15 protein-coding genes and 1 other annotated feature are annotated in these 16,297 nt (G+C 41.9%); of the genes, 7 read left to right on the top strand and 8 right to left on the bottom strand.

Going from position 1 to position 16,297, the window contains the following annotated elements:
- Positions 1-5: 5 nt before the first annotated feature.
- On the bottom strand, positions 6-1,121 hold the full coding sequence (locus tag ACFQWC_RS16870; protein ID WP_299741390.1) for an NAD(P)/FAD-dependent oxidoreductase: 1,116 nt from the start codon (positions 1,119-1,121) through the stop codon (positions 6-8).
- 247 nt (positions 1,122-1,368) lie between these two features.
- Positions 1,369-1,580, top strand: a binding site (T-box leader).
- Positions 1,581-1,664: 84 nt separating this feature from the next.
- On the opposite strand from ACFQWC_RS16870, the gene ACFQWC_RS16865 reads away from it, so the two are divergent.
- A complete protein-coding gene (locus ACFQWC_RS16865; protein ID WP_299741389.1) occupies positions 1,665-3,008 on the top strand; it encodes a sodium-dependent transporter in 1,344 nt (447 codons plus the stop codon).
- A 48-nt stretch (positions 3,009-3,056) separates the two neighbouring features.
- Here the strand turns inward: ACFQWC_RS16865 and ACFQWC_RS16860 are convergent, their stop codons facing one another.
- On the bottom strand, positions 3,057-3,575 hold the full coding sequence (locus ACFQWC_RS16860; protein ID WP_377108798.1) for a superoxide dismutase family protein: 519 nt from the start codon (positions 3,573-3,575) through the stop codon (positions 3,057-3,059).
- A gap of 387 nt (positions 3,576-3,962) precedes the next feature.
- Here ACFQWC_RS16860 and ACFQWC_RS16855 point away from each other — a divergent pair, with 387 nt between their 5' ends.
- On the top strand, positions 3,963-4,925 hold the full coding sequence (locus ACFQWC_RS16855) for a S8 family peptidase (protein ID WP_377108607.1): 963 nt from the start codon (positions 3,963-3,965) through the stop codon (positions 4,923-4,925).
- A gap of 239 nt (positions 4,926-5,164) precedes the next feature.
- Here ACFQWC_RS16855 and ACFQWC_RS16850 read toward each other — a convergent pair whose 3' ends face one another.
- Positions 5,165-5,410 carry a YkuS family protein gene (locus ACFQWC_RS16850; protein ID WP_044339096.1) on the bottom strand — a complete coding sequence of 82 codons (246 nt, stop codon included), beginning with the start codon at positions 5,408-5,410 and terminating at the stop codon, positions 5,165-5,167.
- 61 nt (positions 5,411-5,471) lie between these two features.
- Positions 5,472-5,627 carry a hypothetical protein gene (locus ACFQWC_RS16845; protein ID WP_172655736.1) on the bottom strand — a complete coding sequence of 52 codons (156 nt, stop codon included), beginning with the start codon at positions 5,625-5,627 and terminating at the stop codon, positions 5,472-5,474.
- Between the two features lie 148 nt (positions 5,628-5,775).
- Here ACFQWC_RS16845 and ACFQWC_RS16840 point away from each other — a divergent pair, with 148 nt between their 5' ends.
- Positions 5,776-6,213, top strand: a complete 438-nt coding sequence (locus ACFQWC_RS16840; RefSeq protein WP_299741387.1) for a ferritin-like domain-containing protein — start codon at positions 5,776-5,778, stop codon at positions 6,211-6,213.
- A gap of 36 nt (positions 6,214-6,249) precedes the next feature.
- Here ACFQWC_RS16840 and ACFQWC_RS16835 read toward each other — a convergent pair whose 3' ends face one another.
- A complete protein-coding gene (locus ACFQWC_RS16835; RefSeq protein WP_299741386.1) occupies positions 6,250-8,511 on the bottom strand; it encodes an ATP-dependent DNA helicase in 2,262 nt (753 codons plus the stop codon).
- A 102-nt stretch (positions 8,512-8,613) separates the two neighbouring features.
- Between ACFQWC_RS16835 and ACFQWC_RS16830 the strand changes: the two genes are divergently transcribed.
- Entirely contained in the window at positions 8,614-9,213 is a 600-nt protein-coding gene (locus ACFQWC_RS16830) for a YczE/YyaS/YitT family protein (RefSeq protein WP_299741385.1), read from the top strand.
- A 56-nt stretch (positions 9,214-9,269) separates the two neighbouring features.
- Here the strand turns inward: ACFQWC_RS16830 and ACFQWC_RS16825 are convergent, their stop codons facing one another.
- Positions 9,270-10,580: an ATP-binding protein gene (locus tag ACFQWC_RS16825; RefSeq protein WP_299741384.1), complete on the bottom strand. Its 1,311-nt coding sequence runs from the start codon at positions 10,578-10,580 to the stop codon at positions 9,270-9,272.
- Between the two features lie 184 nt (positions 10,581-10,764).
- A complete protein-coding gene (locus ACFQWC_RS16820) occupies positions 10,765-11,814 on the bottom strand; it encodes an ATP synthase beta subunit C-terminal domain-containing protein (RefSeq protein WP_341357297.1) in 1,050 nt (349 codons plus the stop codon).
- Positions 11,815-12,100: 286 nt separating this feature from the next.
- On the opposite strand from ACFQWC_RS16820, the gene ACFQWC_RS16815 reads away from it, so the two are divergent.
- The 3 genes from ACFQWC_RS16815 (at position 12,101) to ACFQWC_RS16805 (ending at position 14,737) form a co-directional block, all read left to right on the top strand.
- Positions 12,101-13,042: a glycerophosphodiester phosphodiesterase family protein gene (locus ACFQWC_RS16815; protein ID WP_299741382.1), complete on the top strand. Its 942-nt coding sequence runs from the start codon at positions 12,101-12,103 to the stop codon at positions 13,040-13,042.
- Between the two features lie 180 nt (positions 13,043-13,222).
- A complete protein-coding gene (locus ACFQWC_RS16810; RefSeq protein WP_341357296.1) occupies positions 13,223-13,549 on the top strand; it encodes a cyclic-phosphate processing receiver domain-containing protein in 327 nt (108 codons plus the stop codon).
- 117 nt (positions 13,550-13,666) lie between these two features.
- Positions 13,667-14,737 carry an aromatic acid exporter family protein gene (locus tag ACFQWC_RS16805; RefSeq protein ID WP_341357295.1) on the top strand — a complete coding sequence of 357 codons (1,071 nt, stop codon included), beginning with the start codon at positions 13,667-13,669 and terminating at the stop codon, positions 14,735-14,737.
- Between the two features lie 51 nt (positions 14,738-14,788).
- On the opposite strand, the gene ACFQWC_RS16800 is transcribed toward ACFQWC_RS16805, so the two are convergent.
- Complete coding sequence (locus ACFQWC_RS16800; RefSeq protein WP_341357294.1) at positions 14,789-15,955, bottom strand: acyl-CoA dehydrogenase family protein; 1,167 nt, start codon at positions 15,953-15,955, stop codon at positions 14,789-14,791.
- Positions 15,956-16,297 lie beyond the last annotated feature (342 nt).

Here is a 16,297-nt window from a genome sequence, read left to right as displayed (position 1 = left end):
TTCCTTTACTCCATCGCACCCGCTACATCGTAGTCGGAAGGATCCAGTTCTGTAGGTTCACCGAGTGCAAGCTTCGCAAGCTCAGAACCAAGATATGGGCCGACCGTCAGTCCGGATGCCCCAAGTCCATTCGCTACCAGCACCCCAGGAAGTCCAGGCATCGTTCCGAAAACGGGGAGAAAACCTGGAGTGAACGGGCGAAACCCCACCCTTGTTTCCATCACTGTACTGTCATGGATGCCGGGTGCTACTTCCATCGCTTTGTGAAGAACTTCATGTAAACCACCTGCTGTCACCCGGCGGTCGAGGCCGACATCATTTTCATGGGTCGCACCTGCGACAACTCTTCCCTCAGGAAACGCGAGAAGGTATTGGTCATTCGGTGGCATGACAACAGGCCACCCATTCGTTTCTTCACCCTTTACCTGTAAATGAAGAATTTGCGCTTTTTGCGAAGATACCAAGAAGTTTATTCCCACCGGTTCAAAAAGTTCCTTCGCCCAAACACCTGCTGTGACAATCACTTCATCTGCTGCAAGCTTTTGTTCGCCTATCGTGACACCTGTGATCCTGTTTTGTTCTTTCAGAAGCTTGGCATCCCCTTGCCGGAATATCGCCCCGTTCTTTTTGGCTCCATTAATAAGCGCCTGCCGCATCGCTCTTCCATCAACTCGTGCAGCCCCACTTACATGAACAGCTTGATACTCTTCAGATAAAAGCGGGAAACGTTGACGTGTTTCCTCAGCCGTAAGAATAGTGAGTTCACCGATTTCAGGTGCATCTTCCCTGCGCTTTTCCGCTCTCTCAACCATTTTTCGAAGCTTATTTTCATCTGTATGCAGACTGATCGCTCCTACTCGCTTATACCCTGTTTCTGATTCTCCGTCAGCTTCCAGCTGTTGAATGATGCTCGGATAATACTTCGCCCCACCTTTGGCCAGTCGATACCACACTTTATTCCGACGCTGCGACAGCCATGGACAAACAATCCCCGCCGCTGCATCCGTTGCTTGTCCAGGGTCCTGACGATCTACCACTGTGACCTCTGCCCCTGCCTTAGCAAGATGATACGCCGTAGAAGCACCAAGTATTCCCGCACCCACAACAATATATGATTTCATTTAAAACACCTTTTCATTACGTTTTTTCTTTATTTTACTTGAGAAGGAGGGTGAACTCAATGGAGGTGCGGGTTTCAGCGAGTGGATTTAGTTGTACCAGGTACAATTCAAAGCATCTATCCCGCGGTACACATACATCATGACAACACCAAAAACCACCAACAATTCCAGACAATTCTCACTACTTTTTCCGAAATAGATTGACAAGTTGTTTTGATTCATGATAAAAATTGTATAACCTAATATTGAATAAGCTTTGATGGAAACAAGTAGCATACATTTCCCTGTTAAAGAGAGCCGGTGGTTGGTGTGAACCGGTACAAAGATGATTGGTGAATTTCGATTCCGGAGCTTCTTTTGACGAGATCAAAAGACGGTTAAGGCCGTTATGTGTGAAGAGTGATGAGAATTGTTTTCTCATAACTAGGGTGGTACCGCGATATCCAAATCGTCCCTACGATATGTAGGGGCGATTTTTTTATTTTGTTTGGCATCGGCTCCCCCCACACGTCAATAATACAGAAAACAGAAAGGAGAATGAGAATGAGTCAACGCGAACAATGGTCATCAAAGATTGGCTTTATATTAGCGGCAGCAGGGTCTGCGATTGGATTGGGGGCAATTTGGAAATTCCCTTATATCGCTGGTCAAAATGGAGGTGGAGCATTCTTCCTGATCTTCATTCTATTTACTTTATTACTCGGACTTCCATTACTATTGGCAGAATTCTCAATCGGACGGACAGCCGGAAGCAATGCCGTTGATTCGTATCGAAAAATCGCTCCTGGTACGCACTGGCACTGGGTCGGGATTCTTGGAATGGTTACATCCTTTATCTTACTTTCCTTCTACAGCGTGATCGGGGGATGGATTGTTGTTTATTTATTTAAAGCCATTACGGGTCAATTGAACAATCTTTCCTCTGACCAATACGCAGAAGTATTTGGTGCGACGATCTCAAATCCTGTAACAAGTGTATTCGTTCAATTCCTTTTCATCTTGATGACCATCTTCGTGGTTGCTAAAGGGGTTCAAAAAGGTATTGAGCTGGCCAGTAAAATCATGATGCCGGCATTATTTATTTTATTTATTCTCTTGGTCGTTCGTGCTGTAACCCTTGATAATGCGGTGGATGGAATCACATTCCTGCTGCAACCAGATTTTTCAAAAGTGACATCACAAACGATTTTGGAAGCGATGGGACAATCGTTCTTCACACTAAGTGTAGGTGTATCGGTGATGGTGACATACAGTTCTTATCTGCCGAAAACACAGAGTCTGCCCAGATCAGCCATTTCCATTGTGGCTATGAATATTTTCATTGTACTGTTAGCAGGATTGGCCATTTTCCCTGCGGTCTTTGCCTTTGATTTAGAACCTGGGGCTGGCCCTGTACTACTGTTTAATGTTTTACCAACCGTTTTCAGTCAAATTCCTTTTGGGATGTTCTTCTTTATTGCGTTCCTTGTTCTGTTCTTGTTCGCAGCGTTAACATCTGCATTCTCCATGCTCGAAATCATTGTTTCGGTCATTTCAAAAGGAGAACCTGAGAAGCGCAAGAAATGGTCTTGGATCATCGGACTTGCCATCTTTGTTTTCGGTATTCCGTCGGCATTATCGTTTGGGATTCTTGGGAATATCACGCTATTCGATAAGACCATTTTTGACTTGGCTGATTTCGCTGTCAGCAATGTGCTGCTTCCGATTGGATCACTGCTTATTGCACTGTTCGTACCTATGAAAATGAAGAAAACAGCACTTTACGAAGAGTTGAAGCAAGGAAGTGGATTGAAGCGGGGATTATTCGAAGCCTGGTTCTTCCTGATACGTTTTGTGGCTCCGTTGCTAATCGTTATTGTCATGCTTGATGTATTGGGCCTATTCTAATAAATGATAAAAAAGGGTTGACCTGTCAATAAGGTCAACCCTTTTTCGTTAGACCCCATACCCCATAATGACTCCGCATGCGAGCCGTTTCCCCGCATCTCCCGAGGGCTGGGATCTGTAGTCATCCGGGCTTTGATGGATGATGACCCCTTTGCCTATGACGTCTTTCACTTTGAATTTATTTGTAAAAAAGGACATTTTAGCGTATCCGTCATTTGAGAACAGTACAGGAAAATCACCCGCATGATTACCATGAGGCTGGTTCGTCGGATTCCAATGTCCCCCGGCAGAAGAAAAGGGTTCCTTTGGGTCCCCTATTTCACAGACTCCCTTTTCATGTAAGTGAAACCCATGAGGCCCGATCGGATTTTGATCACCTTTTCCTTCCCTATATGATGGTAAACCTGTTATCTCTGCATATACTTCCACCCCATTTTGCACTTCCCGAAAAAAAACATACCCTTGCAATCCTGGTGCTAATGGACCTCCCTGTATTTGAGCGAAGGCCATGTCAGGTGCGTTTCGATAATATGAATAGCCAGGATAGCCATACTGATAATAATTCATCATTGGTTCACCTTCCTTCAAGACATTTTATGTTGAAAGTGTGGGTGACATGATGAAAATACCAGAACTTCTCTTTTTAACCAAACGTTTGTTTAACCTCTAAAAACCTTGTCTACGCAATGGTTCATCCTCTCAATCAAACGTTTGTTTAAATTTCGGCTAATGGGATTGATACATTGACGGCTAACCCGTAAGTCCTCACCCATTCTTCTATTGGATCCTACCTTTAAAAACTAAAAAAATCCCCACCCGTATGCTTAAAGAGAGAAAAATATGATTGGTTTTATTTTCCTACTACTATTATCCCTTTTCATTTTGTCCAAAAAATGTTATATTTTCAGAAACTTCAGATTTTTACTACGCAGTACCATTTTAGGAGGGATTGATATGCAAGGTGAAATTAGGTTAATTCCATATTTCATGGACGAAATGATTGTTGATGCAAATGAAATTCCTAAAGGCGTTGATTTAATCCAAGCTCCTAGTATGTGGAAGAATGGGTACAAAGGAAAAGGAACGACAATCGCTGTCCTGGATACAGGCTGCGATATGAACCATCCTGATCTGGCAGGGAAAGTGAAGGGATTCCGCAATTTCACCGACGATGATAACGGTGCTGAAGATAACGTTACCGATTATAGCGGACACGGTACCCATGTGGCGGGTACGATTGCTGCAAGTGAAAATGGTAATGGGGTTATCGGTGTTGCGCCACTGGCCGATTTATTGGTCATTAAAGTACTTGCAGGCAGCCGTGGAAGTGGAAAATACGATTGGATCGTGAACGGCATTCTGTATGCAATCGAACAAAAGGTGGACATCATCTCCATGTCATTGGGAGGCCCCACTGACCACAAGCCTCTGCACGAAGCGATCCAAAAAGCGGTGGATGCAAATATATCAGTTGTTTGTGCAGCAGGTAACGAAGGTGACTCAAATAGCAGTACCGATGAGTTTTCTTTTCCTGCTTGTTACAATGAAGTGATTTCTGTAGGAGCCATCGACCTTCAAAGAAAATCTTCTTACTTTACGAATTCTAATAATGAAGTTGACTTAGTGGCACCTGGTGAACAAATTTTGTCTACCATTCCTGGTGAAAAGTATGCTAAGCTCAGCGGTACCTCCATGTCGGCTCCACACGTGTCCGGCGCATTAGCCCTCGTCAAAGAATTGGAGCAAATATCTTTTGACCGTAAACTTTCAGAAACCGAAGTGTATGCACAACTCATTAAACGCACCGTTCCACTCGGATTCCCAAAAACATTGGAAGGAAATGGTCTATTGTTTTTAACAGCACCTGACTTACTGAGAGAGCATTTAAGAAATCAGCCGTTAGCTCAGATTGGGTGATGGACTTTAGACTGGTTGATTTTTGGCTCATTTCTGCCTGAATGAAAAGAACCCCCAGCATAAATGCATTTATGCTGGGGGTTCTTTTCATTCAGGCGACCTTTCAGCTTTGCTGAAAGGCGAGTGAAACGTACGTTTCACTCGAATGAGCCAAAAATCGTGCACTCACTCTTCTTATTACTATACTGAAAAAGAACAGCCATTACTGACTGTTCTTATTGTACTACACAGCTTTTCTACTATTGTAGTCTGCTCTCAACTTGCTGACACACTTCATCAGCACTTAATCCGCTTGCTTCAATAACAGATCCTTGGGTAGCCACGTTTTGAATACCCATTACATTGGAATCCATTCCTGTCACTACGCAGCAGTCACAGCCATTTGCATCTGATTCCTGCTTAAGTTCAACAACGTCATGCCCCTTTTCACGTAAGGCTTGTACAACGTTCTGCAGGGATTGTTCAACACCAATTCTTCTTGTCATGCCTTTACACCTCCTGGTTCTACATATAGGTTTTTCTTTCAGGGAAAAAGATATTCGTCATTTATTTTTTATTTACTTGTTTGCCACTTTTTTTCTGACTTTGACTTTTTGAATTCCCTACCTGGATATCAGATCCGAATTCCACGTCATTCTTGGCTTTTTGCTTAGCCAACTGTTCAGATGTTTGGTCCATACTCTTCTTTCCTTGTTTAGACATTCTCATCCCTCCTCTGACTTTTATAGAATTAGAATCCCCATTTCCAGGCAAAATATTTGAGGAGCATTCGATTCATTTGTGAATGTTTATTTTTTCTCTTGCCTGGGTAAATAGCCTATATAACAACACACAAAAGGGTGGTATTTTAATGGATGAAGCAAAATTAAAAGAGTTAATTGATGGACTAAATGAAGATTTAGCTAATGAGTATGCTGCAGTTATTCTTTATACAAACTACGCTGCTGTTGTGAGCGGTTTATATCGTCAAATACTAAAACCGTTCTTCGAAGAGGAAATTCCTGATGAGCAGGGACATGCTTTATACTTAGCTGAAAAAATTAAAACATTAGGCGGAGATCCTACAACAACTCCGGCTTCTGTTAAGCAAACAGATAATGTGAAGGAAATGTTAGAGGAAGGCCGTAAAGCCGAGGCTGATACAATCGAGCGTTATAAGAAGCGTAAAGAACAAGCAGAAGAATTGGGTCTCGTCGAGCTCAGCATCAAGCTTGACGATATGATTGCAGATGAAACCCATCATCTTGAAGAATTCGATCGCTTACTAAAAGATCCTTCTTTTAACTGATATACGAAAAAAGGCCGCTATATGAGCGGTCTTTTTTCATGTGATGATTTGATAATCCTTCCATTCTTCAAGCAGTAATGACTGATATTTCTGTGACAGATAGCGGTCGTCAATCAATCTGAGGACTCCCGTATCCACCTCTGAACGGATGAGTCTCCCTCCGGATTGAAATACTTTATTTAACCCCGGGTATACATAGGCATAGTCGAATCCATTCAACCCCCGTTCATTAAAATAGTCCTTAATGATTTCATGATCCCTGCTTGGCTGAGGCAGACCTACTCCTACAACAATTACACCCTTTAATCGATCTCCTCTCAGATCGATACCCTCTGAGAAAATCCCTCCCAATACGGCAAATCCAATAACCGGGCGGTCTCTGCCGCTTCGATACTCATTTAGAAATTCCTCTCTGTCCACTTCTTTCATATTAGGCTCCTGAATGATGAAATCTGCATTCATTGCATCCTGATTCATTTCCTCGAAGGCTTCCTGCATATAGGCGTAAGATGAAAAAAAGACTAGATAGTTTCCTTTTTTCTCATTGAACGCTTCTGTAATGGAACGTGTAATCGAGGAAAGGGTACGATCTCTATCCTTAAATCGAGTTGAAATCGGATGGATCCCCACCTGCCATTGTTCTCTTTCAAATGGGGAAGGAATCAGAAACCGATAATCGTCTTCACTTCCACCTAATTGCTGAAAATAATATGAAAAAGGGTGAAGGGTAGCTGAGAAAAAGATCGATGAGTGAAAAGACTTGGTTATATGTTTAATAAGCTTTGAAGGGTCTATGCAAAAGAGCTTCACCTCTATTTCATTAGAGCTTTTAGTAATCACAAAGCGGTGCTCGTCAGAAAAGAGGTTGGCAATCCTCACAAAGCTTAACGCATCAAAGTATAACTGAAGAAAGCCTTCAGACCAATCTCCATCTGCTTCTCCCAAGCATTTTTCTGATGCCTCAACAAAACTTTCCACCGCATCGACTAATTGTGCATCCAGTTCAATCCGCATGTCTCCTTCTTGTTCATTTTTCAAACGGAGAAATTGTTTGTTGACCGTTGTCAAGCTCTGCTTTAACGCAACTTGCTCAGGATACATTCTTTTAATTTCTAAAAAAGCGGATTTTTTCAGGGTTGCTGAATACATTTCCCGTCCCCGGCCAACAAGATTATGTGCTTCATCAATGAGAAGAGTGGTCTTTTTCTTACTTTCTTCGCTTATTCTTTTTAAAGAAACTTTAGGGTCGAAAATGTAGTTATAATCACAGATGACACCGTCTGCCAAATAGGAAAGGTCGATTGAATATTCGAATGGGCACACCTTGTGCTTCCTGGCATACGATTCAACAATTGGACGTGTGATGGTGGTTTCACAGGTCAATATATCAATGAGCGCCCCATTAATTCGATCATAATAGCCATTGGCAAATTCACAATACTCTTTCTGACAAATCGTTTCTTCTTTAAAGCAGATTTTGTCTTTTGCCGTAATCGTAACGGTACGCTGTGACAAACCTTCCCTTTCTAATAGGAGTAGCGCTTCTTCTGCCACCGTACGGGTAATCGTTTTTGCCGTGACATAAAACCATTTCCCGCTCATTGCTTTAATGGTCGGGAATAAGGTTGAAATGGTTTTTCCTGTCCCCGTCGGTGCATTCGCATACAGGGATTTGGATTCAGCGACCGTTTTATAGACAGCACCAGCGAGCTTTTTCTGGCCTTTTCGATACACAGGATACGGAAAGCTTAGGTCTGCAATGCTCTTTAATCGACTATCCTGGTTTGTCAGTAACATGGAAGCAAATGGACTATAGGCAGCCAGGGTCTCGTCAACGATATGCTCCAGCTCTTCAAGGGTGTACGTGCGGATGAATGACTTCGTTTTTTCCGATTCAACCTCTATATACGTGAGCTGTACGCTAATATGGGTGAGCTGCTTTTCTTTCGCCAATAAGTAAGCGTAGCATTCTCCTTGTGCCCAGTGGACACGGGATCCTTCTTCAATCTGGGACAGGGTTCTTGCCGTTGACTTAATTTCTTCGACAATGACTTCTTTATTTTTATAGTGGATTCCATCACACCGGCCTTCAAGTTGATAGAGAATATCCTCAGCCACTCTTTCTCCCTTCAGAAAGACTTCTTTCTCATCACCTTCTTTGTATTCTTTTTGCAGTTTTTGATGTAGCTTTGTTCCGATGGTCATGGAGGAGCGGGCTTGAAACCTGACATCTATGCTCCCTTCTTTATACACAAACTCAACTAATTCCCTGATTGAGATCTTGACGCTTTTCATCATGTGACGTTTCACCTCGGGCTTTCTCACATAAATTATCATTCTAACTTTTTTTCAGTGAACATATATATTAGACAAGCTTTTTTTGGAACGGAGGATTCTGGAATGAAGGCAAGATTCATCTTTTACTGTATAGGATTACTATCGCTATCATTAGGTGTGTCCCTGATTATTAAAGGAGATTTGGGAGCGGCTCCGTGGGATGCACTTGCCGTAGGGGAGTCTACCTTGTTCCACCTTTCGATCGGGACATGCATCTTCATCAATGGATGTATTCTCATCTGTATAAACGCATTGTTATTAAAAGAACCCATTCAATGGTTAGCTGCGCTCTCGATCTTTGTGATTGGAATGATGGTTGATTATTGGATTTCGGTTGGCCTTAAAACACTTGAACCGGTAGGGTTTATTCAACAGTTGTCTCTCGTACTGACTGGCATTTTGCTATTGGGTATCGGAATCTCCATTTACCTTCAAGCCAAGCTTCCTTCAAGTCCGATGGATACCTTCATGGTGGCCATTCATCGCAGGTTCGGTTTGAATTTACGCAATTCACGTTTATTAAACGAAGCAATTGCCATTACGCTTGCCATGGTGTTTCATGGCGCTGTTGGCATTGGAACAGTGATTGTCGCCTGTACATTAGGTTTTATCATTCATATCTTCTATCCTATCATGGAACGTATGTACGGGAAATGGAGATGAAAGATTTTATTTTCCCTTATTTCTTAATTAAATCAAAAAAACACTTAGATGATTTCCTAAGCGTTTTGATTGTTCATATGCGTGTTTGCAAGATGCGAATCAAATTTTGCAACCTTGTCTCTGTTCAAAGGAAGATTGATTGTAACGACCGTTCCCTTATTAACAATGCTAGAATAATGAATATGGCCACCCATGGCTTCAATAATCCTCAGGGACACTGAGGTTCCTAAGCCAGTACCGTGGTCTTTTGTTGTAAAGAATAGTGTTCCAAGTCTGGCGATTTGTTCTTTTGTCATCCCTTTTCCTGTGTCTTCTACCGTAATGACTGCTTGGGTATGGGTGACTTCTAAATTTACGGCTACGTTTCCTTGAGGGGGAGTGGCCTCAATGGCATTCTTAATGATGTTGACGAAAGCCTGCTTTAATTTATTCCGATCCGTTAATAGAAAACCATCCTCTTTCAGGGCAGCATCAAGGTATACACCATCTTTCAGGGCATATGCGTTTAGGAGAACCGTAACATCTGAGAGAACATCTTTCACATTTACTTTCTCTAACTTTTCGAATTCCGGCTTGGCAAAATTCAAGTAATCATTGATGATCTCTTCCGCCCTTCCTAACTCACTTAATACAATCTTCAAATACTCATCATGATCCCCTGTCGCCTGTTTCTTCATTAATTGAAGAAATCCCTTGACGACGGTTAGAGGGTTCCGAACTTCATGAGCAATCGAAGCAGCCAGCTCTCCCAATGTGTTGAGCTTTTCAGATTTCAAAATTTCTTCTCGCAGCAATCTTTTCTCGATCATCCACTCATTGAGCTGTGCTGCAACTCCAACCCCTAACACCTGAATCCCACCGAATATAAGAACATAGATGCCCATTTCTTTATTACCTGAAACAGGAACACCCGAAATGAGAGCGAAGGAAAGAAGAATCCCTAACATCACCAGGGCAGGCCAGAATCCAAGTAACACGGCAAAAGTCACCCGTTTCTTTGGAGGAAACGTCCAGAAGCGGTTTGAAATAAGAAAAGGCAGGGTTCCTGCTAAAAACGCACTGATAAAACCGAAAACGATGGCGTCTCCGCCGTTAATCACCCGAGCGGTTAAAATAAAGATGAGTACAATGACCCCGGCTTTTCTCCCTCCATATAACATCGAAAGGACCAGTGGAATGTAACGGAAATCCCAATACAACCCGAAGCTTTCATAAGCAAAGATCAAGCACATAAACGCGGCGATCCCGTGTAATACGCCGATAAAAACAGGAGATTTCCCTAGCCTATGATTTTCAAGGAGTGAGGTTTGAATAAGAACGGGAGCCAATATAATCAACACATGTAATAATAATTTCTCGATAATCATCGAATTGTCTCCCACTAAATAAAGTCATTACTTTACACATACGACAAATTTCTCGGAAATCCTCTTTCCTCCTACACAAAATTAAGAAAAAAGTAATGGCAAAGGGACGGACCTAAGACATTTCTGTCGAGGCCCGCCCCTATGCGATTTTCATTTACACGAATGGGATCTGGAGGTCCGTCCCTCAGTTCAGTTTCCCTTTGTAAGTTAGGTCAGTTGGTTTGATGTGGTTGTAGTTGCCTTGGAGTATTTTTTGGATGTCTTGGATGGTGTCTTGGATATGGACGGTTTGGCCTTTTGTCTTGGTGAATTCTTCTGCTACGTAGAATGGCTGACTCAAGTAGGCTTCCAATCGCTCTCCTATATGAAAGAGTTCGAGATCTGCTTCAGGTATTTTATCTTTACCAATCGTATTCATGAGGACGCGTATTTCTTTGTAACGCCTTAGAAGTTTCTTTGCTTTCTTGTGAATAGCCGTGTGGCTTGCGTCCAGGGCATCGTCTTCTATTAAAATCGATGTAGATTGTACGGGATGTATGGCTGGATAAATGCCCCTGGTAGCCAGATCTATGTCGAAGTAACATAAGGTGTCGAGTGGACCGAACGGATCATCTTCATCGACCGCTTCTCCACTTGGGTCAAACAAAATCGTGGTGATTTCAGGGTAGTTCTCTGCTTCGAATCGTTCTCTTAATTCATATAAGTCCCCTGACACGATAAAAGAACGATCAATATATAGAAGGATGCTCTCTTTGTCCTCAACAAGGGCTACTTCTGCAAAGACATCGTCTATCGTGTGGCATTTCGAATCGACGAATCCTTCAAGATCACTCAACCCGGGAAACGATTTACTTGATGTCAATAAAATCGATTGGTAGCCTTTGTCTTTCAGTACTTTCGTTAATTCTGCCAGTACAACAAATTGACCAACTTGTGATCTGGCCACAAATCCATTCGTACCACCTTGAACAATGGGAGCAAACAAATCAAGTGGTTTAATCCCCGTTTCAATCATACTTAATTTCCCTCCTTGAATAATTAATTCGTCCAGCGTGCAGTTGGCTAAATTCGCTAACGTTACCATCGTTTTCACCTCGGCGCGACCTACAGAAATTTTTCCGGTACACAAGTTCGATACCGTCGCAGCCCTTAGCCCTACCGTTTTGGCAGCTGACGTTAAATTGGGTACACGGCTCCTAAGCAACGATACATTCAACCTTAAATTCTCTTTCATGGTAAATATCCCCTCCTTACTTTAAAGAGTAATCTATTTTACTTCTAAAAGCAATAGTTATTTATCATTCAAACGTAATTTTTTTACTCTTAAAGGTAAATTATATTTCATAAGGCTTTTTTAGAAGGCTGCTTTCGTACACATTGCAGCTATTTTCACAGAAAAAGCAGTCGTTTATTTCCGCTACAGGACGCTCGAACAAATTACCCTAATTTATTGTCCTAAATAAACCCGGTCGTACTTATAATAGAAAATAAGAATCTTCCCGAAAAAAGGATGACAGTTTATGAAAAATACGAATCCCGAAGTCTTAAAACCTTCTAAAAAACAGCGTCAAATCGTCATAACGATGGTCGCTGCTTTCCTTATGATATTTTCTACTTTCGTCTACTGGCTCCCCGTTAATAAAGTGAATCCACCACCATTCCTGCAAAAAGAAAATGGGGAGCCCCTTGTCATCGCTCACCAAGGCGGAAAACTTCTTGCACCCGGTAACACAATCGAAGCATTTCAGACTGCCGTTGATTTAGGAGTGGACGTCATCGAAACGGATATACATATTACGAAAGACGGCCATTTGGTAACGATTCATGATCCAACCGTTGATGCCACAACGGACGGCAGTGGATTTGTTAAAGATTACACGCTGAAGGAGCTTCAGCGACTTGATGCTGCTTACACCTTTCAAGATCTGAATGGTGAATACTCATTCCGCGGAAAGAATGTATACGTTCCTACTCTTGAGGAAGTGTTTCAACGGTTCCCAAACATGAGGGTTAACATTGAAATTAAAGACGACAATCCTGATAAAAGGATGGAGGAAATCGTACAGAAATTATTGAAGCTCATCCAGGAATATGATATGGAAGAAAATGTTCTCATCGCTTCATTCGATCAGAACATTATTAATCTATTTGAATCATACTCAAAAGGTAGAGTGGCCACTCAAGGAGGGAAACAAGAAGCGAAAAAATTCGTCCTCCTTCATACTTTTTTTCTGAGAAACCTTTACAACCCCACTGTCGATGCCTTCCAGCTTCCCCTTCAAGAAAGGAATATTGACTTAACCCGGCCCACATTGATCGAGGGAGCCCATCGTAAAGGCATTCACATTCATTATTGGACGATTAATGACAAAGAAACCATGGAAATGCTCGTAATAAGGGGAGCAGACGGTATAATCACAGATCGCCCTGATTTATTAATGGAAGTACTAAATAGGAGGTGAAAATCCCCTGTAAAAAATAGTCATTTCCCTCTATCATTCAGAAAGCGCATAAAGATTAACCCCCATAAATCAACAAAATAATTACAATTATATTTGTAATAATCATACTATTTACCTATATAGAAAAAAGTCAAACTCTGTTAGGCTTAAATTAAGTCAAATGACGAAAGAAGAATTAATATGACAGTAAATGTATTTTTAGACGATTATCGCCACTGTCCTCAAGGGTACATTCTCGCGAAAGACATCGATGAATGTATTGACCTGCTCCTGAATTTTTCTATCGCTCATCTTTCATTGGATCATGACTTAGAAAGCAAGACCCGTAATGGATTAATGCTCGTACACTATATGGTTGAAAAGCAGCTATTTGCAGAACGGATCACGATTCATTCCGCCAACTCTGTAGCAGGCAAACAAATGTTCAAGTATTTAAAAGAGGCTCAGAGTGAACACAAGATGCCTAAATCAATCAAGATTATTTTACGACCTTTACCTCTAAGATGAGTTATCATATAAAAAAGGACTGTTCCGGGAACAGTTCTTTTTTTGTCCATTTATTTCAATTGGGTTTTTCTTACTTTATAATGAAGGCGACAGCCATTTATAAAAGAGGGTTAAATTATGGAGTTTCTCAAAAAAATTCAATTTGTCGGAGGTAGAATTGCCAAGACCGGTATTGCCGTTTTTTTAACGGCTCTTGTGTGTGAGCTTTTAGATTGGCCAGCGACTTTTGCCGTCATTACAGCCATAGTCACCATCGAGCCCACAGCCGCCAATTCAATCAAGAAAGCATTCATTCGTTTTCCCGCTTCAGCTATAGGAGCACTATTTGCGGTGATCATTGCTTCCACATTCGGGGATCACCCCATTACATATGCACTGGTGGCACTGCTCACAATCATCACCTGCCACAAACTTCATTTAGGGGCAGGCATTCTGGTCGCAACATTAACAGGGATTGCCATGATCCCCACCATACACGATCACTATGTAGCTACCTTTTTCATTCGACTGGGCACGACCACGATCGGGCTGATTGTGTCTACATTAGTGAACTTGTGGATCCTTCCACCAAAATACTCGAAAACGATCACGACCAAGATTCATAATCTCTATTTCAAAACGGGCAATTTATTAGAAAAAAGAGGATCTGAAGTTCTACAGAATCACTCTCTTCACCGGGATACAAAAATGATCTTCAACGATATTTTAAGAGACATAGAATCGACGGACACCCTTTGCGAATATCAAAAGGAAGAATGGAAGCTTCACCGCTCCAGTCGTGAGGAATTGCGTTATTTCCATTATGAGTACAAAAAACTTAACCTTTTAAGGCAGATCCTTTTTCATATTGGGAACTTAATTTACTTACCGGTTCAGTATTCATTCAGTGAGGAAGAGAAAGATCGCATCTTACATGCCACCCAATCGTTAAAAAGCATCATGCATCATCCGTCGTTTCACATACCTGAACAACATTTCACTCTCATGAAAGATCTCCTGGAGGAATTCTGGGAAGATCAAGAGGGGCTTCATACGAAACCTTTTCAGTCCATGAAGCATCATTTTTCCTGTGAAACGGTCATGCTATACGAACTACTATCCATTCATGACCTGATAGAGGAGCTTAGTGAAATACATGTGTTAGAAGCTCAGCATCAAACTGTACTGGAGAAAACGTTACACCCATAGACACTCATAAAGGTATAGACAAATACTGTCTATACCTTTTCTATTGAAATCTTATTTTAATGCGTTATTCGCTAACATTCCAATCACCATATCATCCATGGGCGGATTGTGAAGGCCTGCCCTCACATCACGATAATAACGCTGCATCGGGTTCGAGAGGAACAGACTTTTTGCTCCAACGATCCTCATGGCGATGTCCACAATGTGAAAGGCGCTGTTCGTCACAACATGTTTTACAGAAGCAAGCTCTAAAGCCATATCTTTCCGTTTTTGAGGCTCCATCACCCACTTGTCAGCTACTGAATAGAGAATTTGCCTGGCCTTAAATAGTTCTAATTCTATTTCACCAATTTTCCGTTGAACTTCAGGTACATCCTTGATCGGTCCCGGTAAACTGTTTGGTGAATAGTCCTTCGCAAATTGGATGGCATAGTTGCGTGCTGCAATCGCAACTCCTATATAGCAAGCCGGAATGTGCAGGAGCCATGCTTTAGGAAGATCATTCTTCCCTCTTGGATTTGCACGATCACGTTCTACCAGGGCAGAAGATGGAAGAAGGACATCTGTTAGGACGAGATCATCACTGCCCGTTCCCTTCATGGAAATCGTGTCCCATGTTTCTTCCAAACTTACTCCTTCCAGATCATGATTCACCAAGAAGAATCCTTTTTCTTGGGTGTCACCGATTGTTGCCGATACTAAAGAATAATCCAGAATTCTCGCCATAGAAGTAAAAGATTTCCTGCCGCTTACTTTCCATCCTTCTTCCGTTTTCACTGCTTTGGTTTCGGGAAGTCCTCCACGAGTGGGGCTCCCCGTTGCCGGTTCAGATGCTGCCCGGTTAATAAGAGCATTGTTCACTATAATCTCCTCACAAAGCTCCTTAAACACCCCTTCATCCCACGTCCGGGTTTCCGTCAGTTCCATCAATCCTCCGAGATGCCAGCCAATGGACAAAGCCGTTGCTGCGTCCCCTGTAGCAAGCCTTTCTTGAATCATCACCAGCTCATATAAGCTGATTTCTTCTCCGCCGTACTCTTTAGGAAGAGATAAAGTTCCATATCCCTTTTTCTTCAGGTCATTGAAATTTTCATAAGGAAAGGCATCTTCACGGTCATACGCTTCCCCTCGTTCATCAAACGCATCAGCCAGCCCACCAGCTAAATCAACCAGCTTTCTTTGACGGTCATTCTGTATATACGGTTCATATAAGTCCAATGAAATAGCACCTCCTGATAAAAGTCACGCGTTTACTTCTTCTAATTATCATAATCAATTTAGACGTCTAACTCAAAGATATTGTCTACTAATCTGATGGGAATACATTTTACTGTTATCCGTATAATTCTATTTTCATTAAACCAATCTATGAGTAAGGTATCTCGTCATCCTTTAGGAGGAGTCACCGTGGTTCATAAAAGAAATGAACTGTACATACTTTTTTCTGATGCTCGTTTCTTGGGTATTCCTCTTACTAGCAGGAAAAGAGAGCTTAAAAAAATATTTACCTGCCTCTATATTTATGTCATTACTCGTTTATTCAGAAAATGTTTTTGCAGA

The organism is Rossellomorea sp. GCM10028870 (assembly GCF_042666755.1).
Taxonomy (GTDB): Bacteria; Bacillota; Bacilli; order Bacillales; family Bacillaceae_B; genus Rossellomorea.
This window is presented reverse-complemented; position numbering and strand designations above follow the sequence as displayed.